Origin of the sequence: Actinokineospora auranticolor, from assembly GCF_002934265.1 — a bacterium.
Classification (GTDB): domain Bacteria; phylum Actinomycetota; class Actinomycetes; order Mycobacteriales; family Pseudonocardiaceae; genus Actinokineospora; species Actinokineospora auranticolor.
This window is the reverse complement of record NZ_PTIX01000003.1, coordinates 71,873-96,118: the sequence shown is the minus strand read 5'-3', so window position 1 is coordinate 96,118 and position 24,246 is coordinate 71,873. Positions and strand designations below refer to the sequence as shown.

21 protein-coding genes and 1 tRNA gene are annotated in these 24,246 nt (G+C 70.4%); 7 read left to right on the top strand and 15 right to left on the bottom strand.

Going from position 1 to position 24,246, the window contains the following annotated elements; all coding sequences use genetic code 11:
* Positions 1-19: 19 nt before the first annotated feature.
* Positions 20-586 carry a hypothetical protein gene (locus tag CLV40_RS06515; RefSeq protein WP_146107951.1) on the bottom strand — a complete coding sequence of 189 codons (567 nt, stop codon included), beginning with the start codon at positions 584-586 and terminating at the stop codon, positions 20-22.
* Between the two features lie 601 nt (positions 587-1,187).
* On the opposite strand from CLV40_RS06515, the gene CLV40_RS06510 reads away from it, so the two are divergent.
* Complete coding sequence (locus tag CLV40_RS06510) at positions 1,188-1,628, top strand: HIT family protein (protein ID WP_245931143.1); 441 nt, start codon at positions 1,188-1,190, stop codon at positions 1,626-1,628.
* Between the two features lie 45 nt (positions 1,629-1,673).
* Positions 1,674-2,708 carry a hypothetical protein gene (locus tag CLV40_RS06505; protein ID WP_104477933.1) on the top strand — a complete coding sequence of 345 codons (1,035 nt, stop codon included), beginning with the start codon at positions 1,674-1,676 and terminating at the stop codon, positions 2,706-2,708.
* Positions 2,709-3,011: 303 nt separating this feature from the next.
* On the opposite strand, the gene rfbA is transcribed toward CLV40_RS06505, so the two are convergent.
* Together rfbA and CLV40_RS06495 are read right to left on the bottom strand one after the other, a co-directional pair.
* Positions 3,012-3,896 carry a glucose-1-phosphate thymidylyltransferase RfbA gene (gene rfbA, locus CLV40_RS06500; protein ID WP_104477932.1) on the bottom strand — a complete coding sequence of 295 codons (885 nt, stop codon included), beginning with the start codon at positions 3,894-3,896 and terminating at the stop codon, positions 3,012-3,014.
* A gap of 184 nt (positions 3,897-4,080) precedes the next feature.
* Entirely contained in the window at positions 4,081-4,572 is a 492-nt protein-coding gene (locus CLV40_RS06495) for a YajQ family cyclic di-GMP-binding protein (RefSeq protein ID WP_181043356.1), read from the bottom strand.
* 163 nt (positions 4,573-4,735) lie between these two features.
* Between CLV40_RS06495 and CLV40_RS06490 the strand changes: the two genes are divergently transcribed.
* Positions 4,736-4,816: transfer RNA gene (locus CLV40_RS06490), tRNA-Tyr, on the top strand.
* 736 nt (positions 4,817-5,552) lie between these two features.
* Here CLV40_RS06490 and htpX read toward each other — a convergent pair.
* The 4 genes from htpX to ddaH all read right to left on the bottom strand — a co-directional run bounded on the left by htpX (position 5,553) and on the right by ddaH (position 9,085).
* Positions 5,553-6,413, bottom strand: a complete 861-nt coding sequence (gene htpX / locus CLV40_RS06485; protein ID WP_104477930.1) for a zinc metalloprotease HtpX — start codon at positions 6,411-6,413, stop codon at positions 5,553-5,555.
* 90 nt (positions 6,414-6,503) lie between these two features.
* A complete protein-coding gene (locus CLV40_RS06480) occupies positions 6,504-7,286 on the bottom strand; it encodes a siderophore-interacting protein (protein ID WP_181043355.1) in 783 nt (260 codons plus the stop codon).
* 52 nt (positions 7,287-7,338) lie between these two features.
* Positions 7,339-7,488: a hypothetical protein gene (locus CLV40_RS37805; RefSeq protein WP_181043354.1), complete on the bottom strand. Its 150-nt coding sequence runs from the start codon at positions 7,486-7,488 to the stop codon at positions 7,339-7,341.
* A gap of 739 nt (positions 7,489-8,227) precedes the next feature.
* Entirely contained in the window at positions 8,228-9,085 is an 858-nt protein-coding gene (gene ddaH / locus CLV40_RS06475) for a dimethylargininase (RefSeq protein WP_245931142.1), read from the bottom strand.
* Positions 9,086-9,159: 74 nt separating this feature from the next.
* Between ddaH and CLV40_RS06470 the strand changes: the two genes are divergently transcribed.
* From CLV40_RS06470 to CLV40_RS06455, 4 genes are all read left to right on the top strand, one after another.
* Positions 9,160-9,612, top strand: a complete 453-nt coding sequence (locus tag CLV40_RS06470) for an Lrp/AsnC family transcriptional regulator (protein ID WP_104478298.1) — start codon at positions 9,160-9,162, stop codon at positions 9,610-9,612.
* A 19-nt stretch (positions 9,613-9,631) separates the two neighbouring features.
* A complete protein-coding gene (locus CLV40_RS06465; RefSeq protein ID WP_104477928.1) occupies positions 9,632-10,399 on the top strand; it encodes an enoyl-CoA hydratase in 768 nt (255 codons plus the stop codon).
* A 273-nt stretch (positions 10,400-10,672) separates the two neighbouring features.
* Positions 10,673-12,550, top strand: a complete 1,878-nt coding sequence (locus CLV40_RS06460) for a 2-oxoacid:acceptor oxidoreductase subunit alpha (RefSeq protein WP_104477927.1) — start codon at positions 10,673-10,675, stop codon at positions 12,548-12,550.
* On the top strand, positions 12,547-13,605 hold the full coding sequence (locus tag CLV40_RS06455; RefSeq protein ID WP_104477926.1) for a 2-oxoacid:ferredoxin oxidoreductase subunit beta: 1,059 nt from the start codon (positions 12,547-12,549) through the stop codon (positions 13,603-13,605). Before CLV40_RS06460 ends, CLV40_RS06455 begins: the two co-directional genes overlap by 4 nt.
* A gap of 59 nt (positions 13,606-13,664) precedes the next feature.
* On the opposite strand, the gene CLV40_RS06450 is transcribed toward CLV40_RS06455, so the two are convergent.
* The 8 genes from CLV40_RS06450 to CLV40_RS06415 form a co-directional block, all read right to left on the bottom strand.
* Positions 13,665-14,135 (bottom strand): sunset domain-containing protein, encoded by a 471-nt coding sequence (locus CLV40_RS06450; RefSeq protein WP_146107950.1) that lies wholly within the window; start codon positions 14,133-14,135, stop codon positions 13,665-13,667.
* Positions 14,136-14,477: 342 nt separating this feature from the next.
* Entirely contained in the window at positions 14,478-16,634 is a 2,157-nt protein-coding gene (locus tag CLV40_RS37800; protein WP_181043353.1) for a sunset domain-containing protein, read from the bottom strand.
* A gap of 145 nt (positions 16,635-16,779) precedes the next feature.
* On the bottom strand, positions 16,780-17,787 hold the full coding sequence (locus CLV40_RS06440) for a polyprenyl synthetase family protein (protein WP_245931141.1): 1,008 nt from the start codon (positions 17,785-17,787) through the stop codon (positions 16,780-16,782).
* A gap of 170 nt (positions 17,788-17,957) precedes the next feature.
* Complete coding sequence (nuoN, locus tag CLV40_RS06435; RefSeq protein ID WP_245931170.1) at positions 17,958-19,505, bottom strand: NADH-quinone oxidoreductase subunit NuoN; 1,548 nt, start codon at positions 19,503-19,505, stop codon at positions 17,958-17,960.
* A gap of 44 nt (positions 19,506-19,549) precedes the next feature.
* Positions 19,550-21,151 (bottom strand): NADH-quinone oxidoreductase subunit M, encoded by a 1,602-nt coding sequence (locus CLV40_RS06430; protein ID WP_104477924.1) that lies wholly within the window; start codon positions 21,149-21,151, stop codon positions 19,550-19,552.
* Complete coding sequence (nuoL, locus tag CLV40_RS06425; protein ID WP_104477923.1) at positions 21,148-23,091, bottom strand: NADH-quinone oxidoreductase subunit L; 1,944 nt, start codon at positions 23,089-23,091, stop codon at positions 21,148-21,150. The genes CLV40_RS06430 and nuoL overlap by 4 nt, the downstream gene beginning before the upstream one ends.
* A gap of 24 nt (positions 23,092-23,115) precedes the next feature.
* The gene (gene nuoK, locus CLV40_RS06420) at positions 23,116-23,415 is read right to left on the bottom strand and encodes an NADH-quinone oxidoreductase subunit NuoK (protein WP_104477922.1); all 300 of its coding nucleotides are present in this window, start codon (positions 23,413-23,415) and stop codon (positions 23,116-23,118) included.
* Positions 23,412-24,245: an NADH-quinone oxidoreductase subunit J gene (locus CLV40_RS06415; protein ID WP_104478295.1), complete on the bottom strand. Its 834-nt coding sequence runs from the start codon at positions 24,243-24,245 to the stop codon at positions 23,412-23,414. Before CLV40_RS06415 ends, nuoK begins: the two co-directional genes overlap by 4 nt.
* Position 24,246: the final 1 nt, after the last annotated feature.

The following is a 24,246-nucleotide window of genomic DNA, read 5'->3' as shown; positions in this document are numbered from 1 at the left end:
TCCCCGGGTCCGCGCGCGGCTAGTTCGCCACGACCCGGCCCTGACCGATCACCTCGATGGTGGGGCCCCAGTTCTTGACGAGCTTGAAGAAGTGCTCGTGGTACGGGTAGGTGCCGGTCCAGCAGTAGCCGTAGGACTGGCCGTTGAGGGTGTAGCGCACGGACGGACCGACCTTGGTGTCGTTGCCGTAGCCGTCCCACATCTCGACGAGGATCTCCTTGCCGTAGTAGGTGGGGTCCGAGCCGCCGGTGCCGCGCAGGACGACGCAGGCCTTGCTCTCGCTGGTGGGCCAGAACAGCCGCGAGGGCAGCAGCGAGCGGAACCGGAAGTCGTAGTCGAAAGGGATCTTGGCGACCGCCAGGTCGGGGCCGTAGCCCAGCCTGCGGTCGGCGGGTGCGTCGGGCACCATTTCGAGCTTCGGGATGCCCGCGACGGGGCCGAACGGGACCGGCGTGGCGACCGCGACCTCGACCCGGCGGCCCTGGTCGGCCGCCGCGCCCGTGGCGGCCGACGCACCGGTGATCGACACCGCTACAGACGTGGCGACCGCGGCAGCCGCCACGGCCACCGCGGTCCAACGTCGCATTCGGGACAGCCTGATTCGTGACATGGATTCCACCCCCGCTACTAGGACCCGGAACAGGAAAGGAAAGTTAGCCAGTGCGCAACGGGATCCACGTCCCGCATTCGGGTGACACCGGCTCAAATTGTACCGTTGACCAGCAAGAATGCCGCGAATGCCGCAGCCGTGAATAGCCGGGGGGAGCAATCAGCTCCGCCATTCGGCAGAGCGCCGCTATTCTGTGAATTACCGGTCGCGGCATCCGGTTGGCCCAAGCACGGCCAACCGCCCCCGAACGGCCTCGCGGACCCCGGCGATCGGCGTACCCCGGTCGGCGGTCGCGCCGAATGCGCACCCAACGGATTTCCCGCCAGGTTGGCTCCCCGGCGGGAATAGGTGTCCGGATCGCGCCGCCCTCGCGCGCGACGGGACACCGGGACCGGCCACACTGTGCAGGGGTGTGGCCGGTCCTCTTTTTCGCGTCCTTCTTTTGTCCATACCGGTGTGCGCGCCGGAGCGGGATACTCCGACAACCGCCGACCGGCGGCACCCGATGGAGCGACAAGTCTGGAGCGCGTGCCCCGGTGGTGGTTCAGTGTCCCGACGACCACCCCGAGGAGTTTGGATGACGCAACTGCCGACCATGGGCGGCGCACCCGCCGACACGGAGCTGACCTGCCTGTTCTGCCGCTTCCGCGACGAGGGCGCCAACCGCCTGCTCGACGAGAGCGACCACTTCTACGCCAGGTACGACAACTTCCCGGCGACCGCGGGCCACGTCGAGATCGTCCCGAAGCGCCACGTCGAGTCCTTCTTCGACCTGCGCCCCGGCGAGATCGAGGACGCCTACGCCCTGATGCGCCGGGTCAAGGAGCGGATCTCGCGGGAGCACAACCCCCTCGGCTACACCATCGGCGTCAACGACGGTCGCGCCGCCGGGCGCACCATCGACCACCTGCACATCCACCTGATCCCGCGCTACCTCGGCGACGTCGCCGAGCCCGCTGGCGGCATCCGGCGGATCTTCCCGGAGAGCGACCAGCAGAGCTGGCGCACCCGGGCTTGAGCAAACGGCTCGCGGGTCGAGCGGGCACCCGGCCAGACTGACCGGGTGACCGACCTGCGCTTCTTCGCCGACCTGGTGACCACCGGCACCGCGCTGGGGCTCGACCACACCAGCACCGTGGCCGAGGTGGAGGCCGTCCTGGGCCCGAGCCAGACCTGGCGCCTCAGCCGCACGCAGCTGCGCCGGACCCTCCACACCGGACTGGTCGAGTTCGCCTGGGACTGGCCCGACCCGGAGCCGCTCGGCCTGAGCGCGCGGGCGGGAAACCTCTTCACCGCCCGCGGCCGCGTCGGCGAAGCGCTGACCGCCCACTACGGCCGGTTCCGCCGGAAGCCGCCGACCTTCACCGAACTCCGGGTCGCCGTGGCTGCCCGGGGTTTCACGTTGGTGCCGGACAACTCGATCACACCGGACAACTTCCGCTACGCCTACGAACCCACCATCGGCACGTCGGTGACAATCTCGGCAGACCCGGAGGTCCCCGGAGAATACGGCCGGATCTGGTCCATCACCGGGACAACGCACCGGACAGACCTGACCTACCACCACCCGCCGGGCAGGCAGCAGGGGTTCGCCGACCGGGCTCGGTTCCTGAAGTCCCAGTCACCTGGGCAAATCCGCACCTGGCTGCACCGCCACGACCCCAGCACCGACCGCACGACCTGGTGGCGACAGCTCATCGCACCATTCCCCCGCGACCACCCGCTACGCCCCCTTCTCCTCGCGGAAGCCCTCAACCGCAAGGTAAACCCGCCGGGCGTGGACGCGGTGAACCTCATCCTGGCCCTCCCACCCGAGGACCCCGCTCTCCCCACCGCCGTCCGGGCCTGGTTGGACAACCCACCCGCCGCCCTCCCGGAAGCCGAGCGCCTCGCCCACGGCCCATCCCTGACCCCCGACGAGATCCGCCTCTCCCGCAGGCTCCGGGACCAGATCCACGTCCTCACCGGGGCCAACCCCCGACTCCCACACGACCTGGCCGCAGCACTCGACCCCTGGAAAGCCCTACGCCCCAACCTCTTGCGCTACCCGTTGTTCGCCCGCCCCCGCCACCGACTCCACAAAGCACGGACCCACTAGCTCGCGCTCCTCCCGAACACTGAGCCCGGCGCGCCAACTCCTGGTCCCTTCGCGCTGCCCTTTCCCGAGGTGCCCCAATCGACCAATACGGCGATTGGCTACCCGGTGGAATGCGCGCCCTGGCACTTCTACGGCGCCGACGTCCTCGTCAGCGCGTTGACGCTCAAGGAACACGACGACGAACCCGCCTTGGCGCTTCCCATTCCTGCCCGAGATGGCGTCCGTGCTCCCGCCCTCGCCAACCATGAAGCCTCAGAAAAACGGCCGACCAGAGGGACCCTGGTCGGCCGTGTTCAACGGGAGTCAGCGCGCTGTGGCACCCGCGGCGACGGCGAGGCCCATGACGTACTCGCCGTACCCGGACTTGGCCAGCTTGGCGCCCAGGGCGTAGCACTCGTCCGGGGTGATGTAGCCGTGGTCCAGGGCGATCTCCTCCAGGCAGGCCAGGCGCACGCCGGTCCGGTGCTCCAAGACCTGCACGAACTGGCCCGCCTCCAGCAGGGAGTCGTGGGTGCCGGTGTCCAGCCAGGCGAAGCCGCGGCCGAGGTCGAGCAGCCGGGCCCGGCCCTGGCGGAGGTACTCCAGGTTGACGTCGGTGATCTCGAGCTCGCCGCGGGCCGACGGGGTCAACCCCTTGGCGATCTTGATCACGTCGTTGTCGTAGAAGTACAGGCCGGTGATGGCCCGGTTCGACTTGGCCTTGGCGGGCTTCTCCTCGATCGACAGCAGCCGCCCGTCCGCGTCGACCTCGCCGACGCCGTAGCGCTCGGGGTCCTTGACCGGGTAGCCGAAGAGCACCGCGCCGTCGAGCTGCGCGGTGTTGGCCTGCATCATCTGCGAGAAGCCCAGGCCGAAGAAGATGTTGTCGCCGAGCACCAGGGCCACGTGGTCGTCGCCGACGAACTCCTCGCCGATGATGAACGCCTCGGCCAGGCCGTTCGGGTGAGCCTGCTCGGCGTAGGAGAAGCTGATGCCGAACTGGCTCCCGTCGCCGAGCAGCCTGCGGAAGTTGGGCAGGTCCGACGGCGTGGAGATGATCAGGATCTCGCGGATCCCGGCCAGCATGAGCACCGAGATCGGGTAGTAGATCATCGGCTTGTCGTAGACGGGCAGCAGCTGCTTGGACACCGCCTGGGTGATCGGGTGCAACCGGGTCCCACTGCCCCCGGCCAGAACGATGCCCTTCATCACGGCTCCCCCTGTCGATGCTCGCCGGGCGGATCTCCACCACCCGAGGCCGCGCACATGGGTGACAGCCGAATGGCGCCCGCCCCCCGGGGTTTCATCGCCCCCAGCACACGGAGGGTTACGAGTCGTCGGCCACTTCCACCCCCGACCGGGGCGACTCCGCCCACGGCCGGGGGTGATGCGGTCAGCGGTAGTTGGTGAACTGCAGGGCGATGCCGAAGTCGGCGCCCTTGAGCAGGGAGATGACGTCCTGCAGGTGGTCCTTCTTCTTGCCCGACACCCGCAGCTGGTCACCCTGGATCTGTGCCTGGACGCCCTTGGGCCCCTCGTCGCGGATCTTCTTGGCGATCTCCTTGGCCTTCTCCGACGAGATGCCCTGCACCAGCGAACCCGTCACCCGGTGCACCTTCCCCGACAGCGCCGGGTCACCGATGTCGAACGCCTTCTGCGAGATGTTGCGCTTGACCAGCTTCTCCTTGAAGACCTCGATGGCCGCCGCGCACCGCTCCTCGGTCTCCGCCTCGAAGGTGATGGCCTCCTCACCGGTCCAGCTCACCTTGGCCCCCGTGCCGCGGAAGTCGAACCGCGTGCCCAGCTCCTTCGCCGCCTGGTTGAGCGCGTTGTCCACCTCTTGCCGGTCGACCTTGCTCACCACGTCGAATGACGGGTCCGCCACGTGCCACGCACCTCCGCGCCTAACTGATCGAGAACCCCAGAACGCACGGATGCTACCGCCGCCACCCCCCACACCCCCCTCCGCCGCGCTAAGGGGATACCCGTTGGAAGCCCCCCGGACCCATTGGGTACAGTTCCCGACGTCCAGCAGCACCGGACACCCCGGCGGGTTGCCCGAGCGGCCAATGGGAGCGGACTGTAAATCCGTCGCGAAAGCTTCAGAGGTTCGAATCCTCTACCCGCCACGGCCTCGGCCGACTTGTGTCAACGGAGAGCGTTGACCGGGTCGGCCGTTGTTGTTTCTGGGGGGCGACCCCCCAGACCCCCACGGTGCGGTGGGCGCGTAAGGCGCGGAGCTTGCGTAGCGGCTGGAGCGGGATGGCGGGCGCCGGAACCAGCGGGGGCGCGTAGGACGCGGGACTTGCGTAGCGGCTGGAGCGGGATGGCGGGCGCCGGAACCAGCGGGGGCGCGTAGGACGCGGGACTTGCGTAGCGGCTGGAGCGGGATGGCGGGCGCCGGAACCAGCGGGGGCGCGTAGGACGCGGGACTTGCGTAGCGGCTGGAGCGGGATGGCGGGCGCCGGAACCAGCGGGGGCGCGTAGGACGCGGGACTTGCGTAGCGGCTGGAGCGGGATGGCGGGCGCCGGAACCAGCGGGGGCGCGTAGGACGCGGGACTTGCGTAGCGGCTGGAGCGGGATGGCGGGGAGCGCCCGGAACCAGCGGGGGCGCGTAGGACGCGGGACTTGCGTAGCGGCTGGAGCGGGATGGCGGGGAGCGCCCGGAACCAGCGGGGGCGCGTAGGACGCGGGACTTGCGTAGCGGCTGGAGCGGGATGGCGGGGAGCGCCCGGAACCAGCGGAAACGCGCAAGGCGCGGAGCTTGCGTGGCGGCTGGAGCGGGGTAGCGAGATTCCGGTACCAGCGGGGGCACGGTGGAGCTGCGGAACGGCGGAGCTGGTCGACGATCGGTAGGGGCGTGGCTAGTGGTCGCGGGCCATGTGTTCCAGGCGGGCGATGCGGTCGGCGATGGCGGGGTGGGTGCTGAAGTAGCGGGAGACGCCGTCGCCGGGGCGGAAGGGGTTGGCGATCATCAGGTGGGACTGGGCGGCCACCGCCGGTTCCGGGGCGAGCGGGGCCTCGCGGGTGCCCGCGTCCAGTTTGCGGAGGGCTGAGGCGAGGGCGAGTGGGTCCCCGGTGAGGCGGGCGCCGGAGGCGTCGGCCTGGTATTCGCGGGACCGGCTGACTGCCATCTGGACGATCGACGCGGCGATGGGGCCGAGCAGGGACAGCAGGAGCAGGGCGATGGGGTTGGCGCGGTCCTCGTCGTCGTCGCCGAAGACGCCCGCGAACAGGGCGAGGCTGGCGAGGGTGCTGACCACGCTGGCCAGTGCGCCCGCCACGCAGGAGATCAGGATGTCGCGGTTGTACACGTGGGCCAGTTCGTGGCCGAGCACGCCGCGCAGCTCGCGTTCGTCCAGCAGGTCCAGCAGGCCCGTGGTGCAGCAGACCGCCGCGTTCCGCGGGCTGCGGCCGGTCGCGAAGGCGTTCGGGGCCTGGGTGGGGCTGACGTACAGGCGCGGCATCGGCTGGCGGGCGGTGGTGGCCAGCTCGCGCACGATCCGGTACAGCGCGGGCTGCTCCGCCTGCGACACCGGCCTGGCCCGCATGGCGCGCAGGGCCAGCTTGTCCGAGTTGAAGTACGCGTAACCGTTGACCACGACCGCCAGGCCGATGCCGACGTACAGCGCGGTCCGCCCGAACAGGGAACTCACCAGCAGGATCAGCGCGCTGAGACCACCGAGCAGCAGGGCGGTCCGCAGACCGTTCGCATGTCCGTGCACAACCGCCTCCTCCGCCGCGTTTTCCCGTTCTGCCAGCGGAGTAGTCAACGACCGCACGGGGTGAGAAGTTCCAACCGGACACTCACCCGATCAGTTGCCGCTCTCGCCCAGCCGCCAGTAAGTGGTGGGGCGGACGCGTTGGCGCGGGTAGCCGCGTTCGTCCAAGAGGTGGGCTCTTACGGCGAGCATCGCCGCGCGTTCCCCGGCCATCCAGACCTCCGGGAGGCCCGAGGGGAGATCCGCGGCACGGATGGCGTCCACCAGCACCGTGCTCTCCCCCGCCGGGACGCCGTCGCGGTGCAGCCAGGTGACACCGGCCACGGGCTGTTCCTCCGCCGCGTCGGTCACCTCGACGTACGCGAGCGCCTGCTTGTCCGGCGGGAGGGCGGCCAGGATCGCCGTGATCGCGGGCAGGGCGGTCTCGTCACCCGCGAGCAGGTACCAGTCGGCACCGGGATCGGGCTGGTATGCCGGGGACGGGCCGACGAAGATCATCTCGTCGCCGGGGGCCACCCGGGACGCCCACGCCGAGGCGGGGCCCGCGTCGCCGTGCAGGACGAAGTCGAACTGGACCTCGTTGGTGGCCGGGTCGTGCCCGCGGATCGTGTACGTGCGGGTCAGCGGCCGCACCTGCGACCACAGCCCGCGCGCGGACTCCAGGGTGAGCGGCTCCGGCAGCTCGGTGCCCTCGGGGTAGAAGTAGAGCATCACGTTCTGGTCGGTGCCCGCCCCCGCCAGGCTCGCCAGCGAGTCGTGCCGGACCGTCACGCGGGCCAGGTGCGGGGTGACGCGCTCGACGCGCACCACGGGCACGCGCCAGAGCCGGGTCTCTTGCCTGCGGGAGCGCCTGCGGGCCTCGGGTTGGGTGCTCATCACCCACCATCCTCGCCCGAGCGCCGGACCGGGCGCGCACCTACCCCGCTGGTCAGCCTTGGGCGGCGCTGAACACCGGTCCGGGCACCCGCTGCGGGGGCACGAACGCCTTCTGCTCATCGGACTCGATCGACACCGTGCTGCGGAACTCCGGCGTCTTCGGCTTCTCCGGACGCGGTAGTGCATCTGCGAACGCGCTCAACGGCTTTTCCTAACCCGCTAGGTGAACCAGGTGGGGCTTGGCCCCAGTGTGCCCGCTCCTGCGGGCCGTGTAACGCCATTGGACCACCGAACTACGACATTCCCACCGGATTTCTCACCAAGCGGCGGGTCGAGTTCGCCCCCACCCACAGCCCCCGCACGGACTTCGCCTGGTGGCACCCCACCCGAAGACCACCTCCCCCACCGCGTTGTGCCTGGTGGCAGAGGCTCTAGCCGCACAGATGTGATGGCCGACATATGCGCGTGGGAGGTTCGGCTACGTGAAGAAGGACGCCTCACGTGTGCGCTTCGGCGCCCAATAGGCGCAGCCGACGAACTCGACTCCGCTCGCAGGCGGCGTGGAGGTCCGTGGCGGTGTCGCCGATGAACACCGAGAGCTGATTTCAGCGCCCTCTGGACGAGGTGCACGCCCGACTTGAGGGCGGTGCCAGCGTCGACTCGCACCGACACGCACATGACGTGTCGGGTCAACCGTGAAGAGCGCGTTCGGACTCGATGCTTCGGGAGTTGTTGTCGACTACCGACACCGGTCGGCTGGAGCCCGACCAGGCCGATATCAGCTCATGAGCACCTGATGTCGACTCAACCGTCGTGATGGCCTCGACCTCAAGGGCACGGCACACGGCGCAGCATCCGGATTGATGGTCGCGGCGTTGTGGAGCGCGTCGAACGGGTCCGGGCTGGTGCGGACCCGTTCGAAGGCGGGTTTCAGTGCCGGTCTAGCCGCGCAGTTCCATCGTGCAGCACTTGGGGCCGCCGCCGGATTTGCGGAGTTCGGTGATGTCGACCAGGTGCGGGGTGTAGCCGTGGGCCTTGACCGCCGCGATCAGGTTGGTGGCTTCCCGGGGGATGACCACGTTCTGGCCATCCGACACGGCGTTGAGGCCCAGGCAGGCGGCGTCTTCCGCGGTGGCCAGGATGGCGTCCGGGTACAGCCTGCGCAGGAGTCGTTGGGTGCCTGGGGAGAAGGCTTCCGGGTAGTAGGCGATGTGGGCGCGGGTGCCTGGGCCCGCCTCCGTGAGCACGAACAGGGCTACGTCGAGGTGGTAGTAGCGCGGGTCGACCAGGCGCAGGGAGACGACGGGGACGCCGAGGACCTCCTGGGCTTCGGCGTGGGCACCCGGGTCGGTGCGGAAGCCGGTCCCGGCCAGCAGGACGTCGCCGGTCCAGGTGAAGTCGCCCTCGGCCTCGTTGGTCTTCTCGGGCATGACGACGTCGCGGTAGCCGTGGTCGAGGAACCAGGTGCGGTAGAAGTCGGCCTCCGCGGCGCGCTGGGGGGCGCGGAAGCGGGCGCCGAGCACGAGCCCGTCGACGACGGTACCCGAGTTGGCGGCGAAGACCATGTCGGGCAGGCCGGGCTGGGGCTCGATGGTCTCGACCTTGTGCCCCAGCAGCTCGTAGGTCTCCTTGAGCGCGGACCACTCGGCCAGCGCGCCCTCGGTGCTGACCGGGCGCGACGGGTCCATCCACGGGTTGATCGAGTACTCGACCGTGAAGAACCGGGGCGGGCACATCAGGTAGCGGCGCGCCGTGGCGAGGCGGGCCGCGACGGGGACGCGTACTGGTGCCGAAGTCATGAAACGAAATGTAAGGCCCACACTTGCGGGCATCAATGTCGCTTCGCTGCCCTTGAGCATGCAGAATGTTGCGTGTGGACGTCATTGATCAGCGAATCATTTCGCAGCTCGTTGCCGACGCCCGATCGAGTTACGCCGAGATCGGGAAGGTCGTCTCGCTGTCCGCGCCCGCGGTGAAGCGGCGGGTGGACCGGTTGCTGGAGACCGGTGTGCTGCGCGGTTTCACCGCCGTGGTCAACCCGGAGGCCCTGGGCTGGGGCACCGAGGCGTTCGTCGAGGTGCACTGCCAGGGCAACGTCTCCCCCGACCGGATCCGCCAGCGGCTGGAGCCGCTGCCCGAGGTGGTGGCCGCCTACACGGTCTCCGGCGCCGCGGACGCGATCGTGCACCTGCGCGCCGCCGACATCCACCACCTGGAGGACGCGCTGGAGCGGCTGCGCGCCGTGGACATGGTCTCGCGGACCGTCTCGACCGTCGTGCTGTCGACCCTGCTGGAACGCCCGCCCGCCCCGGAGCACCCGCGGTGAGCTGGAGCACCATGTGCCCATGAGCACCGTGCTGCTGGAACGCCGTGACGGCGTCGCCGTCATCACCCTCAACGACCCGGGCAGGCGCAACGCCATCACCCTGGAGATGTCGGCCCGGCTCGCCGAGCTGGTCGCCGAGTGCGAGCAGGACCCGGACACGGCGGCGATCGTCGTGACCGGCACCCCACCGGCGTTCTGCGCGGGCGCGGACCTCACGGTGCTCGGCGAGTCCCGCGAAGAGGGCCTGCGGGCGATCTACGCGGGTTTCCTCGCCGTGGCGGGCTCGACGCTGCCGACCATCGCCGCGGTCGGCGGGGCCGCGGTCGGCGCGGGCCTGAACCTGGCGCTGGCCGCGGACGTGCGCGTCGCCGGGCCGTCGGCCCGCTTCGACGCCCGGTTCCTGCAGCTGGGCATCCACCCCGGCGGCGGCATGACGTGGATGCTCCAGCGGCTCGTCGGCCCGCAGGCGGCCACCGCGATGACCCTGTTCCGGCACGTCCCGGACGCCGCCGAGGCCACCCGGATCGGGCTCGCGCTGACCACCGTGCCGGGCGACCACGACGCGCTCGTGACCGCCGCGGTGGCGCTCGGCGCGCACGCCGCGGCCGCGCCGCGCGAGCTGGTGATCTCCATCAAGGAGTCCATGCGCGCGACAGCAATGCTCGATAGCCACCCCGACGCGGTGGAGACCGAACTGGTCGCGCAGGTGCGCTCGATGGACACCCCGGCCTTCGCGGAGCTGCTCGCCGCGATGAAGGCCAAGATCTCCTCGGGCGGTGGCCGCTGACCCCCGGGTCACCCGATCGTGCAGGTGCGGACGTGGTGGAATCCAGACCACGGGACGGCCGCGCCCACCATCCGAGATAAGTGTGACCTTAAGTCACATGTATCTGGGATTTCGCCCGGCCGATACCCGATACTTTGGGCATGGGTCGTGGTCCCCGCCGACTCCGCGCTGTGATCTGTAGCGCGTTGCGCCGGTCCGGGGTCGGGCGATGCCTACCGTTGAACAAGGCACAGCCAGCAGATCAAGTGGCAGGAGAGAGGGATCGGCGAGCCCATGAGCACAGGTGTGAACGCACCGCGGCCGACCGCGGTCACCAAACTCGACCGGGTGGTGATCCGCTTCGCGGGCGACTCCGGCGACGGCATGCAGCTCACCGGTGACCGCTTCACCTCGGAGGCTGCGGCCTTCGGCAACGACCTGTCGACCATGCCGAACTTCCCGGCGGAGATCCGCGCCCCGCAGGGCACCATCCCGGGTGTCTCCAGCTTCCAGGTGCACTTCGCCGACTACGACATCCTCACCCCGGGCGACCGGCCGGACGTGCTGGTCGCGATGAACCCGGCCGCCCTCAAGGCCAACATCGCCGACCTGCCCGCGGGCGGCACGCTGATCGTCAACACCGACGAGTTCGTCAAGCGGAACCTGACCAAGGTCGGCTACGACGGCAGCCCGCTCGACGACGACTCGCTCGCCGCCTACCAGGTGCACCAGGTCGCCATGGCGACCCTGACCCAGGGCGCGCTCGCCGACACCGGCCTCGGCAAGAAGGACGCCGAGCGCTGCAAGAACATGTTCGCGCTGGGCCTGCTGTCGTGGATGTACCACCGACCGACCGAGGGCACCGAGCGGTTCCTGCGGGAGAAGTTCGCCAAGAAGCCCGACATCGCCGAGGCCAACGTGCTGGCCTTCCGCGCGGGCTGGAACTACGGCGAGACCACCGAGGCGTTCGCCGTCACCTACGAGGTCGCCCCGGCGAAGCTGGCCCCCGGCACCTACCGGCAGATCACCGGCAACACCGCGCTGGCCTACGGCCTGGTCGCCGCCGCGCAGCAGTCGAAGCTGCCGGTCGTGCTGGGCACCTACCCGATCACCCCGGCCTCGGACATCCTGCACGAGCTGAGCAAGCACAAGCAGTTCGGCATCACCACCCTGCAGGCCGAGGACGAGATCGCGGGCATCTGCGCGGCCCTGGGCGCCAGCTACGGCGGCGCGCTCGGCGTCACCTCGACCTCCGGCCCCGGCATCGCGCTCAAGTCCGAGACCATCGGCCTCGGTGTGATGACTGAGCTGCCGCTGGTCGTCATCGACGTGCAGCGCGGCGGCCCGTCGACCGGTCTGCCCACCAAGACCGAGCAGTCCGACCTGCTGCAGGCGATGTTCGGCCGCAACGGCGAGTCGCCGGTGCCGATCGTGGCCCCGCAGTCCCCGGCCGACTGCTTCAACGCCGCGCTCGAGGCCACGAACATCGCGCTGAAGTACCGCACGCCGGTGCTGCTGCTCTCCGACGGCGCGGTCGCCAACGGCTCCGAGCCGTGGCGGCTGCCCGAGGTCGACGACCTGCCCGACCTCACCGTCGAGTTCGCCACCGAGCCCAACGGCCCCGACGGTACCTTCCTGCCGTACCTGCGCGACCCGGAGACGCTGGCCCGCGCCTGGGCCGTGCCCGGCACCGCCGGTCTGCAACACCGCATCGGCGGTCTGGAGAAGGCCGACGGCACCGGCAACATCTCCTACGAGCCCGACAACCACGACAAGATGGTCCGGCTGCGCCAGGCCAAGGTCGACGGCATCCCGGTGCCGGACCTGACCGTGGACGACCCGTCCGGCAAGGCCCGGGTGCTGGTGCTGGGCTGGGGCTCCTCCTACGGCCCGATCGGCGCCGCCTGCCGCCGGGTGCGCAAGGCGGGCCAGTCGATCGCCCAGGCGCACCTGCGCAACCTGAACCCGTTCCCGGCCAACCTCGGCGACGTCCTGCGCGCCTACGACAAGGTCGTGGTCCCGGAGATGAACCTCGGGCAGCTCGCCCTGCTGCTGCGGGGCCGCTACCTCGTGGACGTGATCAGCTACACCAAGGTGGCCGGTCTGCCGTTCAAGGCGGAGGAGCTGCAGAACGTGCTCACCGACATCGTCAAGGGGGTTGACGCCGCATGACCACCACCGACCTGGGGCTGCCCGGCCTGGCCGGGGTCCCCACCAGCGACGAACCGCAGAAGGCGAAGGACTACAAGTCCGACCAGGAAGTGCGCTGGTGCCCGGGCTGCGGCGACTACGTCGTGCTCAACGCCGTGCAGTCGTTCCTGCCGTCGCTGGGCCTCAAGCGCGAGAACATCGTCTTCATCTCCGGCATCGGCTGCTCGTCGCGCTTCCCGTACTACATGAACACCTACGGGATGCACTCCATCCACGGCCGCGCCCCGGCCATCGCCACCGGTCTGGCCACCGCGCGCCCCGACCTGTCGGTGTGGGTGGTGACCGGTGACGGCGACGCGCTGTCCATCGGCGGCAACCACCTGATCCACACGCTGCGGCGCAACGTGAACCTGAAGATCCTGCTGTTCAACAACCGGATCTACGGGCTCACCAAGGGCCAGTACTCGCCGACGTCGGAGGCGGGCAAGGTCACCAAGTCGACCCCGATGGGCTCGCTGGACCACCCGTTCAACCCGGTGTCGCTGGCCCTGGGCGCGGAGGGCACCTTCGTCGGCCGCGCGCTCGACAGCGACCGCAAGGGCCTGACCGAGGTGCTGCGCCAGGCCGCCGAGCACCGCGGGTCGGCGCTGGTGGAGATCTACCAGAACTGCCCGATCTTCAACGACGGCGCCTTCGACGTGCTCAAAGAGCCGGGTGAGGCCGAGCGCAGGCTGATCCCGCTGGAGCACGGCAAGCCGATCCGCTTCGGCGCCAACGGCGAGTACGGCGTGGTCCGCGCGGGCTTCGGCTCGCTCGAGGTGGCCAAGGTCAGCGAGGTCGGCGAGGACGCCCTGGTCGTGCACGACGCGCACGCCGAGGACCCGTCCTACGCCTTCGCCCTGTCCCGGCTGTCGGCGCAGGACCTGAGCCACACCGTCACCGGCGTGTTCCGCTCGGTCCGCCGCGCGACCTACGACGACCAGACCCGCGCCCAGGTCGAGGACGCCAAGGCGAGCCGCCCGGCGGACCTGGCGAGTCTGCTGCGCGGCAAGGACACCTGGACCGTCGTCGGCTGACGCACCCCGTTCCACACCGAGGCCTGCGGCTTGCCGTGGGGCCTCGGTGTTTTCCGGGCTCAGTCGCGCCAGGGGGCGAATCCCGCGCGTTCGGCGTCCGCGACCGTGCGGAACCAGACGGTGGCGGTGACCAGGGGGTAGTCGGGCGACTCGGTGGTGTGGAAAACGCCTTGGGCGCCCTTGACGGTGTACTCGTCCGAGGGGGCCAAGCCGCCGGGGCCCGCCGGGGCGACGGCGGCGGTGAGGGCGTCGTCGAGGGTGCCGGAGATACGGGTGATCTCGTCTTCCTCGCGGGTCTGGGCCGGGATGTGCACCGGCACCACGTCCTCGTCCGCCTCGGCAGGTTCAGGAGGCGAACTCGAGTCGGCCGGGACCGCGGCGACCTCCGCCGGGGCCAACGGCACCTGGGTCAGCGGCGGGCGGGGCGGCGCCAAGGGCAGCACGGTCTGCCCACGGCTGCGCAGCAGCCACGCGGCCACTACGGCACCAAGAAGGAACGACAGCACGCACCACAGGACCGGTCGCCTCACCGCAACCTCCCTCGTGCCGCCGCCCGGAACCGCGACAGGACGCCCGCAAAGGGACAGCCGCCGCATTTCCTTGTATCACCCTGAGTGGGTGACTGCCACTTCAGCGCGTCGTGCGACCGGGGATTCGGCGGAGTTCAGTTCCCTCGAAAGCATGAAAACCGCAAGCTGGCGGGCAAGGCGAGGTGGCCACGACACCGGGCAGTCACCGAGGAGGAGTACCTATGCGAGATCGCGCCGGTCTCGCCGACTGTGCGGTTCACTCGGCCCCGCGGGCCGAGTGAACCGGGAGGGAAGAGATCGGCTCAAAGGCGATCTCGCCGCCCCGGCGGAGCCGGGGCCATGTCACTGCAGGGGACGGAAGCCGACGCGCTCGGCGTCGGCCACCGAGCGGAACCACACCTCGGCGACCGTGCGGTCGAACTTCGGGGAGTCCGGTGCGCAGTAGCGCAGCGCGGTGACGCTGGCCTTGATCGTGTACTCGCTCGACGGGGACAGGCCGCCGGGGAGGGGCATGGCCGAGCCGGGGCCGAACGGGCCGGGCGGCACGAACGGGTCGACGCCGGTCGGCGACTGCTGGAGGGTGCGGGCGCCGCGCAGCCGGTGCGGGGGCGGCGGGGTTGGCTTGGACTCGGCCACCTCGTCGGCGGGCCGGATCGGCTCGAACAGCGACCGCTCGCGGTCGCCCGCCTTCTGCGCCTGCGCCTGGGCGGGCATCGCGGCGGTGGCCGTCGCGGCCGGGGCCGACTGGGTGCTCACCACGGGCTGGGTGGCGGTCTGGACACCGAACGGGAACCGGTTCTGCGGCTTGGACGGGATCCGCTTCGGCAGCACGTTCGACGTCCTCTCCGGTTGCGCCTGCCCGTAGGCCAGGGTCGGTTCGATGGGCTGCTGGAACCCGGGCTGCTCGGTGATCGACGTCCGCTGGCGGGGCGGCTCCTGGGGCTCGGGCCGGGTGATCTCGGGCAGGCGTATCTCGGTCTGCTCGGCCGCGGCGTGCGCGGGCTCGCGCGACTCCTGCGGCCGGGGCTCGACCGAGCCGTTGGTGGCCGCGCGCTCCGGCTCGTGGACCGGCTCGGGTTCGCGGACCACGGGGACGAACTGGGTGGCGTCGGCCGCGGCGATGGCCGGGGCCTCGCTCTGCGAATCGGCGTCCTGGCGGACCCCGGCGGCGTAGTCGTCGCCGCGCTCGTAGGCGGCGGCCTCGCCGTAGCCGCGGTCGGGGCCGTAGGCGGACCGGCTCAGGTCGGGCCGGTCGTACACGCCGGTCGCGGTACCCGCCGGGGCGGGGTCGACGTCGGTGGACACCGGCTCGTAGTCGGTCTCGGTGTCGACGTCGTGCCGGTGCCGGGGGGCCTCCTCGAGGTCGTCGTCGGCGGGTTCCTCGGCGTCCGCGTACGAGTGCCGGGAGCGCTCGGCGGGCGCGGGTTCCTCGTCGTGGCCGTCGACGTCGTCGTCCAGGTCGTCGACGAGGGCGTGGTCGCCCGCGCGCTCCTGCTTGCCCTGCGCGTCGATCTCGCGGATCAGCTCGGCCGGGATCGGCGTCGTGTGCTGGGTGAAGATCGTGCCGCCGGTCTCGGCGTACTCCTCGTCCGCGTCGGCGTAGTCGACGCCGTCGGCCTCGTCGAGGGAGTCGCCCGCGAGGTGACCGGCGCGGTTGCCCGCGGCCTCGGTGTCCTCGTCGACGTCGTCCAGCTCGCCGTCGCGGGTCTCGGCGCGGGCGTAGTAGTCGTCCTCGTGCTCGGACTCGTCGAGGTCGTCGACGAGCCTGCCGCCCTCGGGCCGGTCGACCGGGTCGCCGAACCAGTCGCGCTCGGGCTCCTCGGCCGCGGCGGGCGCGATGTACTGCGTGGTCTCCGCGGGCGCCTCGGCGTACTGGGTGCGCTGGTCGTCCGCGCGGAACTCGGGAGCCTCGGTGTACTGCGTGGTCTCCGCGGCCGACTCCGGCACGAAGTCCCGGTCGTCCCGGTCGTCGTCGATGTCCTGCTTGGCGCGGTAGCCCTGGTCGTCGCGGTAGTCGTCGCGCTCGTCGCGGAAGTCGGGCCGACCGTCGCGGTCGTCACCGTGCCCGTCGCGGTCGTCGTCGTCGACGTGGCCGCCCACCGGGCCACCGGGGTCGTCGTGGTGGTCGCGGTCGTGGTCGTCAGTCCCCACGGCGGGGGCGGGCATCGAGCGCAGGCCGCCCTCGTCCTCGTCGGACAGGGTCATCAGGCCGCGGCGGATGGAGTCCTCGCCGCCACCGCCCACCCGCCGGACGGGTTCGATGTTGTCCCGGGTGTCGCCGAAGCCGGGGACCAGCGCCGTCGACGGGTACTCGCGCTCCGGCGCGCCGCTGCCCGGACCGAAGTCCCGGTGGATGTCGCGCTCACGCGCGCCCGCCAGCTCGCTCTCCAGCTGGGTGGCCCGCTTGCGGGCGGGGTTGGCGATCAGCAGCCAGCACAGGGCCGCGCCGACCAGGAAACCGGCGAGGCTCCACACCCACACCTGCCCGAAGAACGGCATCGCCGACGTCTCCCTCCCGGCCGCGTCCCTGGCGACGCGTCACACGGTTGCCCAAGCCTAGGGGAGGTTACTGCGACGCGTCGGAGCACCGGCGGCATGCCGCGCAAATAGCCGGTACGTCACAGTGCCGGTGGGCAAATATGCCTTATCGGGTTCGCTCGACTACGTACCGTGTCAGCTCCTCCAGGGCGTCCCGGGCCGCGCAACCCGGAAGAGCGGCGAGTTCGGCGTGCGCCTGGGCCACGTACTCACCGAGGGTGTCCCGGGCGCGGTCGAGGCCCGCGGACTCCCGCAGGAGCTCCAGCGCCTCCTCGACCTCGCCGTCGTCGGTGATCGGCCCGTCGAGCAGCTTGGCCAGCCGCGGGTCGGGGTTGCCCTCCAGCGCGTAGAGCATCGGCAGGGTGCGGACCCCCTCGCGCAGGTCGGTGCCGGGGGTCTTGCCGGACTCGGCGGCGGGCGAGGCGATGTCGATGACGTCGTCGGAGAGCTGGAAGGCCGCGCCGATGATCTCGCCGTAGCGGTGCAGCGCCTTGATCTGCGCGGGCGACGCGCCGGAGAACATGCCGCCGTAGCGGCCGGAGGTGGCGATCAGCGAACCGGTCTTCTGCGCGATCACCGACAGGTAGTGCTCGGTGGGGTTCTCCGCGCCGGGGCCGACGGTCTCGCGCATCTGCCCGGTGACCAGTTCCCGCATGGTCTCCGCGATCACCCGGGTGGCCGCCGGACCGAGGTCCGCCACCAGCATCGAGGCGTGCGCGAAGAGGAAGTCGCCGGTGAGGATGGCGACGGAGTTGTTCCACCTGGCGTTGGCGCTGGCGTCGCCGCGCCGCATGGTGGCCTCGTCCATGACGTCGTCGTGGTAGAGCGTGGCCAGGTGCACCAGTTCCACCGCGGCCGCCGCGGCGATCACCTGGTCGGTGCTCCCCTGGTTGAACTGCGCGGCCAGCAGCGTGAACAGCGGGCGGAAGCGCTTGCCCCCGGCCTTCACCAGGTGCAGCGCCGCCTCGTCGACGAACTCGAAGTCGCTGTGCACGATGTCGCGCAGCAGCGCCTCCACGCGGCCGAGCCCGTCGGTGACGACCCGCACCAGCTCCGGGTCGGCGTCGCGCAGCCCCGGGAACGCGGGGGCACCGGGGTTCTCGGTGGCAGTCACGTCGTCGGCACTCCTGATCAGCGGTGGCCCGGGTGGTCGGGCAGGCCCTTGTAATACGAGCGTACTGGCCCGCACCGGCCCGACCGCCCCGGATGTCTCGAAGGCCACCCCGGCGGGCAGCCGGGGTGGCCTTCGAGGCGAACCTGTTCGGTTGTCGGGAAAAGCGCGTACTAGTGGATGGCGAACGCGCCGCTGCCCGCCCAGTCCAGGGCGAACGCGGGGGCCAGGCCCAGCAGCAGCGTGACGAGCACGCCGAGGGTGATCGCGGCGGTGGTGAACGCGCCGGGCACGGTCACCGTCGGGCCGTCGGCCGCGGGCTCGCTGAAGTACATCAGCACGATCACCCGCAGGTAGAAGAACGCGGCCACCGCCGAGGCGATCAGCGCCACGACGACCAGCGGCGCCATGCCGTCGGCGATCGCGGCCTCGAACACCACGAACTTGCCGACGAACCCGCTGGTCAGCGGGATGCCGGCCAGCGCGAGCAGTAGGAAGGTGAACACACCGGCCAGCAGCGGCGACCGCTTGGCCAGGCCCGCCCACTGCGACAGGTGCGTCGCCTCGCCGGAGGAGTCGCGCACCAGGCTGATCACGCCGAACGCGGCCAGCGTGGTGAAGCCGTAGGTGAGCAGGTAGAACAGCGTGCCGGACAGGCCCTTCTCGGTCAGCGCGATGGAGCCGATGAGCAGGAAGCCCGCGTGCGCCACCGACGAGTAGGCGATCATCCGCTTGACGTCGGTCTGGGTGAGGCCGAGCACCGCGCCGATGACCATCGACACGATGGCCACGCCCCACAGCACCCCGCGCCACTCCCACTGGGTCGACTCGAACGCGACCTGGAGCACGCGCAGGATCCCGCCGAACGCGGCGACCTTGGTGCAGGCGGCCATGAACGCGGTCACCGGGGTCGGCGCGCCCTGGTAGACGTCCGGGGTCCAGGTGTGGAACGGGCCAACGGAAGCCTTGAACAGCAGGCCGATCACCAGCAGGCCCATGCCCGCGAACAGCAGCGTGTCGGAGCGGTCGGTGCCCGCGGCGGCGGAGGAGATGTCCGAGAGCCGCACGGAACCGGCGTAGCCGTAGAGCAGCGCGACGCCGTAGAGGAAGAACGCCGAGGCGAACGCGCCGAGCAGGAAGTACTTGACCGCCGACTCCTGCGACAGCAGGCGGCGACGGCGGGCCAGGCCGCACATCAGGTACAGCGGCAGCGACAGCACTTCCAGCGCCACGAACATGGTCAGCAGGTCGTTGGCCACGCAGAAGGTCATCATGCCGCCGAGCGCGAACAGCGTCAGCGGGAAGACCTCGGTCTGCATGCCGGTGGAGGTGACCTGCGCGCGGTCCTGCAGCGTGCCCGGCCGGATCGCCGCGCTGGCCACGAAGGCGCCGCCCGGCTCGACCGAGCGGTCCGCGATCAGCAGCACCGCGCCCAGCGCCAGGGCCAGCAGCGTGCCCCACAGGAACAGGCCGGGCCGGTCGATGGCGAGCGTGCCCTTCATGGCCAGCTCACCGGCGGCGGGCGCGTCGGAGACGTAGGCCACCAGGGCGATCCCGGCGCCGACCACGGCCAGCAGGGAGAGCACGACCTGGGTGGACCAGCGCAGGTGCCGCGGCAGCAGCGCCTCCAGCAGCACGCCGAGGCACGCCGCGCCGAGCACGATCAGCACCGGCCACACGGCACCGAGCGACGGCGCCTGGACCTTGGTGTCCGACGGCACCGGCAGCGGCGCCTGCTCCTGGGCGAGCAGGAGCACGGAAGAGATCACTGACACTGCGGGCGCTCCTCTGCGGACTGGACCGGGTCGACCAGCTGGGCCTCGCACATCGTGGCGTTCACCGTCGGCGTCACGACGTCGAGCACGGGCTTCGGGAACAGGCCCAGGGCGACGATCAGCAGGAGCAGCGGCGCGAGCACCGCCTTCTCCCGGGTGTTCAGGTCGGCGATCGCCTTCTTGGCGCCGAGTTCCGGCGCGATCGCGGTGCCCGGTCCGCCGCCCGCGCCGATCAGCGCGTCACCGCGCACCGGGCCCTGCATGATCCGCTGGTAGAGCCAGAGCACGTAGAGCGCGGCGAGGACCATGCCGACGGTGGCGATGATCGTGTACACGGGCGCGTTCGGGAACGAGCCGATGAGCACCAGGAACTCGCTGATGAAGGAGTTGGTGCCGGGCAGCGACATCGAGCTCAGGCCCGCGATCAGCAGCATGGCCGCCAGTACCGGGGTCAGCTTGGCCATGCCGCCGTAGTCGGCGACCCGGGTGGAGCCGCCGCGGGAGATCACCATGCCGACCACCAGGATCAGCATGCCGGTGGCGATGCTGTGGTTGATCATGTAGGTGACCGAGCCGGTCAGCGACTGCGAGCTGAAGGCGAAGATGCCCAGGGCGATGAAGCCGAAGTGGGCGATCGAGACGTAGGCCAGGAAGCGCTTCATGTCGCGCTGCCCGGTGGCCAGCAGCGAACCGTAGATCACGCCGATCACGGCCAGCACCAGAACCAGCGGCGCCAGTTCCTTGCTGGCGGCGGGGAACATCGGCAGCAGGTAGCGCAGGAAGCCGAAGGTGCCGACCTTGTCCAGGATGCCGACCAGCAGCACCGCGACGCCGATCGGCGCCTCGGCGGTGGCGTCCGGCAGCCAGGTGTGCAGCGGCACCAGCGGCGCCTTGACCGCGAAGGCGATGAAGAAGCCGAGGAACAGCCAGATCTGCGTGCCCAGCGGCGCGTCGTGCACCACCCGGACCAGGGTGGCCCAGTCGAAGGTGCCCTTGCCCAGCTCGTCACCGGCCATCACGTAGCAGCCGATGACCGAGGCCAGCATGATCAGGCCGCCGAGGAACGAGTACAGGAAGAACTTCACCGCCGCGTACTGCCTGCGCGCCCCGCCGTAGGAGCCGATCAGGAAGTACATCGGGATCAGCATGATCTCGAACAGCACGTAGAACAGGAACACGTCGGTCGCGGCGAACACGCCGACGGTGAGCGCCTGCTCCAGCAGGATCAGCCCGAAGAAGCCGCCCTTGGTGCGGCCTTCCGGCAGCTTGTCCGCCCAGCCCGCGCCGATCACCAGCGGCACCAGCAGACCGATGACCGCGATCATGACCAGCGCGATGCCGTCGACCGCGAACGAGATGTGCACCCCGAAGGCCGGGATCCAGTCGAAGGAGAACGCCTGCTGCAGCCGGGCGCCGTCGGGCTTGAAGTTCACCCACGACGCGATGGCCAGCGCGAACTCCACGACCGAGAAGGCCAGCGCGGCGAGCTTGGCGGTGTGGTCGTTGCCGCGCAGCGCGGTCACCACCGCGGCGCCGACCAGCGGCACCAGCAGGAGCGCGGCCAGCAGCCAGGAACCGGTCCCGGACGTCATGCGAACCTCACCATCAGCAGTGCGGCGATCACCAGGATCGACCCTCCGAGCATGGAAAGCGCGTACGAGCGGACGAACCCGGTCTGCAGCCTGCGCAGCCGACCGGAGCTACCGCCCAGGCCCGCCGCGATGCCGTTGACCAGCCCGTCGACGCCGCGGTTGTCGACGAACACCAGGAACCTGGTGAGCCAGACGCCGGGGCGGGAGAACAGGGCCTCGTTGAGGTGGTTGCCGTAGAGGTCGGCGCGCGCGGCGCGGACCGGGAACGACACCCGCTGCGGCCGGGTGACCGGCTGCTCGCGGCGACCGAAGATGGCGAAGGCGATGGCCGCGCCGATCAGCGAGATGCCCACGGTGAGGATCGAGACCACGGTGTGGTTGAGCGGGCCGTGCGTCTCGACCAGTTCACCGACCGAGGGCTCCAGCCACGCGGGGAGCAGCCCCGACAGGATCGCGCCACCGGCCACGGAGCCGACCGCCAGGATGATCATCGGGATGGTCATCGTGGGGCCCGACTCGTGCGGGTGGTAGGCCCGGCCGTCCTCGCTCTTGAGGTTCTCCCAGCGCGGCTTGCCCAGGAACACCAGGATCAGCAGGCGGGTCATGTAGAACGCGGTGAGGCCCGCGCCCAGTAGCGCGATACCGCCGAAGACCCAGCCGCGGGTGCCGTGCGCGCCGAACGCGGCGGCGATGATGGCGTCCTTGGAGAAGTAGCCGGACAGGAACGGGAACCCGATCAGCGCCAGGTAGCCCAGGGTCCAGGTGACGAAGGTGATCGGCATCTTCCTGGCCAGGCCGCCGAGCCTGCGGATGTCGCCCTCGTCGTTCATGCCGTGCATGACCGAACCGGCGCCGAGGAACAGCCCGGCCTTGAAGAAGCCGTGCGTCAGCAGGTGCAGGATGCCCAGCGCGTACCCGGCCGGGCCGAGGCCGACCGCCAGGATCATGTAGCCGATCTGGCTGACCGTGGAGTACGCGAGGACCTTCTTGAAGTCGTCGTAGGCGCAGCCGATGATGCAGCCGATCACCAGGGTGACCGCACCGATGATCATCACCACGAAGCGCGCGTCCTCCGCCTGCGGCAGCGAGTACAGCGGGCTGGACCGGGCGATCAGGTACACGCCCGCGGTCACCATCGTCGCGGCGTGGATCAGCGCGGACACCGGTGTCGGACCGGCCATCGCGTCGGGGAGCCAGGCCTGCAACGGGAACTGGCCGGACTTACCGCAAGCACCCAGCAGCAGGAGGATGCCGATCGCGACCACGACGCCCGTGGACTGCTTGCCGATCTCGGCGAAGACCACGTCGTACTGGGTGCTGCCGATGTTCTTGAACATCAGGAAGATCGCCAGCGCCAGCCCGACGTCGCCGACGCGGTTCATCAGGAACGCCTTCTTCGCCGCCGTGGCCGCGAAGTTCTTCCCCTGGTACCAGCCGATCAGCAGGTAGGAGGCGAGACCGACGCCCTCCCAGCCGAAGTAGAGCGTCACGAAGCTGTTGCCCAGCACCAGCAGCAGCATCGCCGAGACGAACAGGTTCAGGTAGGCGAAGAACCGGCGCCGGTCCCGGTCGTCGGACATGTAGCCGATCGAGTAGATGTGGATCAGCGAACCCACACCGGTGATCAGCAGCACGAAGGTCAGCGACAGCGGGTCGATGCGCAGCCCGAACTCGACGTCGAGCGAGTTGACCGATATCCAGTCGAACACGTGCAGGTTCGCGACCCGCCCCTCGGCGGGCAGCGACTTGGTGTCGAAGAACAGGATCACGCCGTAGACGAACGCGGCGATGACGGTGCCGCTACCGAGCAGGTGGCCCCACTTGTCGGTCCGGCGCCCGCCCAGCAGCAGCACCGCGGCGCCCACCGCGGGCAGCACCAGCAGCAGCCACGCCGCGCCCGCGACCCCGGAAGCCTGGTGGGCCTCGGCCGCGAGGTTCATGGTTCCCGTCACCTGAGGTTCCCCTTAGTACTTCAGCAGGTTGGAGTCGTCGACCGACGCCGTCCGGCGGGTGCGGAAGATCGACATGATGATCGCCAGGCCGATCACGACCTCGGCGGCGGCCACGACCATCACGAAGAACGCCATGATCTGCCCGGACAGCGAGCCGTTGATCCGCGCGAAGGTCACCAGCGAGAGGTTCACCGCGTTGAGCATCAGCTCGACGCACATGAACACCACGATGGCGTTGCGGCGCACCAGGACGCCGACGGCGCCGATGGTGAACAGCAGCGCGGACAGCAGCAGGTAGTAGGTCGGGGTCATGACCTGTCCTCCTTGCCGGGGGCGAGCGCCCGCGCGTCGGGGCCCGGCAGGGTCCCGGCGACGGCCTTGCGCTCCTGGTCCAGCTTCTCCGAGGCGGTGGCGTCGATGAGCCGCGACAGCGACTCCTCGGCGACCGAGCCGTCCGGCAGCAGTGCGGGGGTGGCCACCGAGTTCGACGTGGCGAACACGCCGGGGCCCGGCAGCGGCGACGGGCGGTCGTGCTCGCCGCGGAAGCGGGCCTCGACCAGTTCCTTCTGCGTCTTGCGGCCGCGCTGGTGGCGGTCCACGTAGCCGAGGACCATGGCGCCGACCGCGGCGGTGATCAGCAGCGCGGAGGTCAGCTCGAACGGGAAGACGTACTCGTCGAACAGCGACTTGCCGATGCTCTTGACGTTGCCCGCGTTGGCGTTGGGCTCGGCCAGGCCGACCGAGCGCACGTCGGTCAGCGCGCGGGCGACCGCGGTCACGATGAGCACGGCCAGCCCGACGCCGAGCACACCGGCCCAGAGCCGCTGCCCGCGCAGCACCTCGACCACGGAGTCCGAGGAGTCCCGGCCGACCAGCATGAGCACGAACAGGAACAGCATCATGATCGCGCCGGTGTAGACGATGATCTGCACGAAGCCCAGGAACGGGGCCTGCTGCACCAGGTAGATCACGCCGAGGCTGAGCATGGTCAGCACCAGGAACAGCGCCGAGTGCACGGCGTTGCGGGCGAAGATCATGCCGAGCCCGCCCGCGAGCGCGAGCGGGCCGAGCACCCAGAACGCCACCGCCTCGCCGGTGGTGACCTGGGTGGCGGTGTTCACCGCCGCCTGGGCCAACAACATC

Coding starts and splice junctions, on each gene's coding strand:
- CLV40_RS06515 (WP_146107951.1), bottom strand. CDS start 586: ATGCGACGTTGGACCGCGGTGGCCGTGGCGGCTGCCGCGGTCGCCACG.
- CLV40_RS06510 (WP_245931143.1), top strand. CDS start 1,188: ATGACGCAACTGCCGACCATGGGCGGCGCACCCGCCGACACGGAGCTG.
- rfbA (WP_104477932.1), bottom strand. CDS start 3,896: ATGAAGGGCATCGTTCTGGCCGGGGGCAGTGGGACCCGGTTGCACCCG.
- CLV40_RS06480 (WP_181043355.1), bottom strand. CDS start 7,286: ATGAGCACCCAACCCGAGGCCCGCAGGCGCTCCCGCAGGCAAGAGACC.
- ddaH (WP_245931142.1), bottom strand. CDS start 9,085: ATGACTTCGGCACCAGTACGCGTCCCCGTCGCGGCCCGCCTCGCCACG.
- CLV40_RS06465 (WP_104477928.1), top strand. CDS start 9,632: ATGAGCACCGTGCTGCTGGAACGCCGTGACGGCGTCGCCGTCATCACC.
- CLV40_RS06460 (WP_104477927.1), top strand. CDS start 10,673: ATGAGCACAGGTGTGAACGCACCGCGGCCGACCGCGGTCACCAAACTC.
- CLV40_RS06455 (WP_104477926.1), top strand. CDS start 12,547: ATGACCACCACCGACCTGGGGCTGCCCGGCCTGGCCGGGGTCCCCACC.
- CLV40_RS37800 (WP_181043353.1), bottom strand. CDS start 16,634: ATGCCGTTCTTCGGGCAGGTGTGGGTGTGGAGCCTCGCCGGTTTCCTG.
- CLV40_RS06430 (WP_104477924.1), bottom strand. CDS start 21,151: ATGACGTCCGGGACCGGTTCCTGGCTGCTGGCCGCGCTCCTGCTGGTG.
- nuoL (WP_104477923.1), bottom strand. CDS start 23,091: ATGAACCTCGCGGCCGAGGCCCACCAGGCTTCCGGGGTCGCGGGCGCG.
- nuoK (WP_104477922.1), bottom strand. CDS start 23,415: ATGACCCCGACCTACTACCTGCTGCTGTCCGCGCTGCTGTTCACCATC.
- CLV40_RS06415 (WP_104478295.1), bottom strand. CDS start 24,245: ATGTTGTTGGCCCAGGCGGCGGTGAACACCGCCACCCAGGTCACCACC.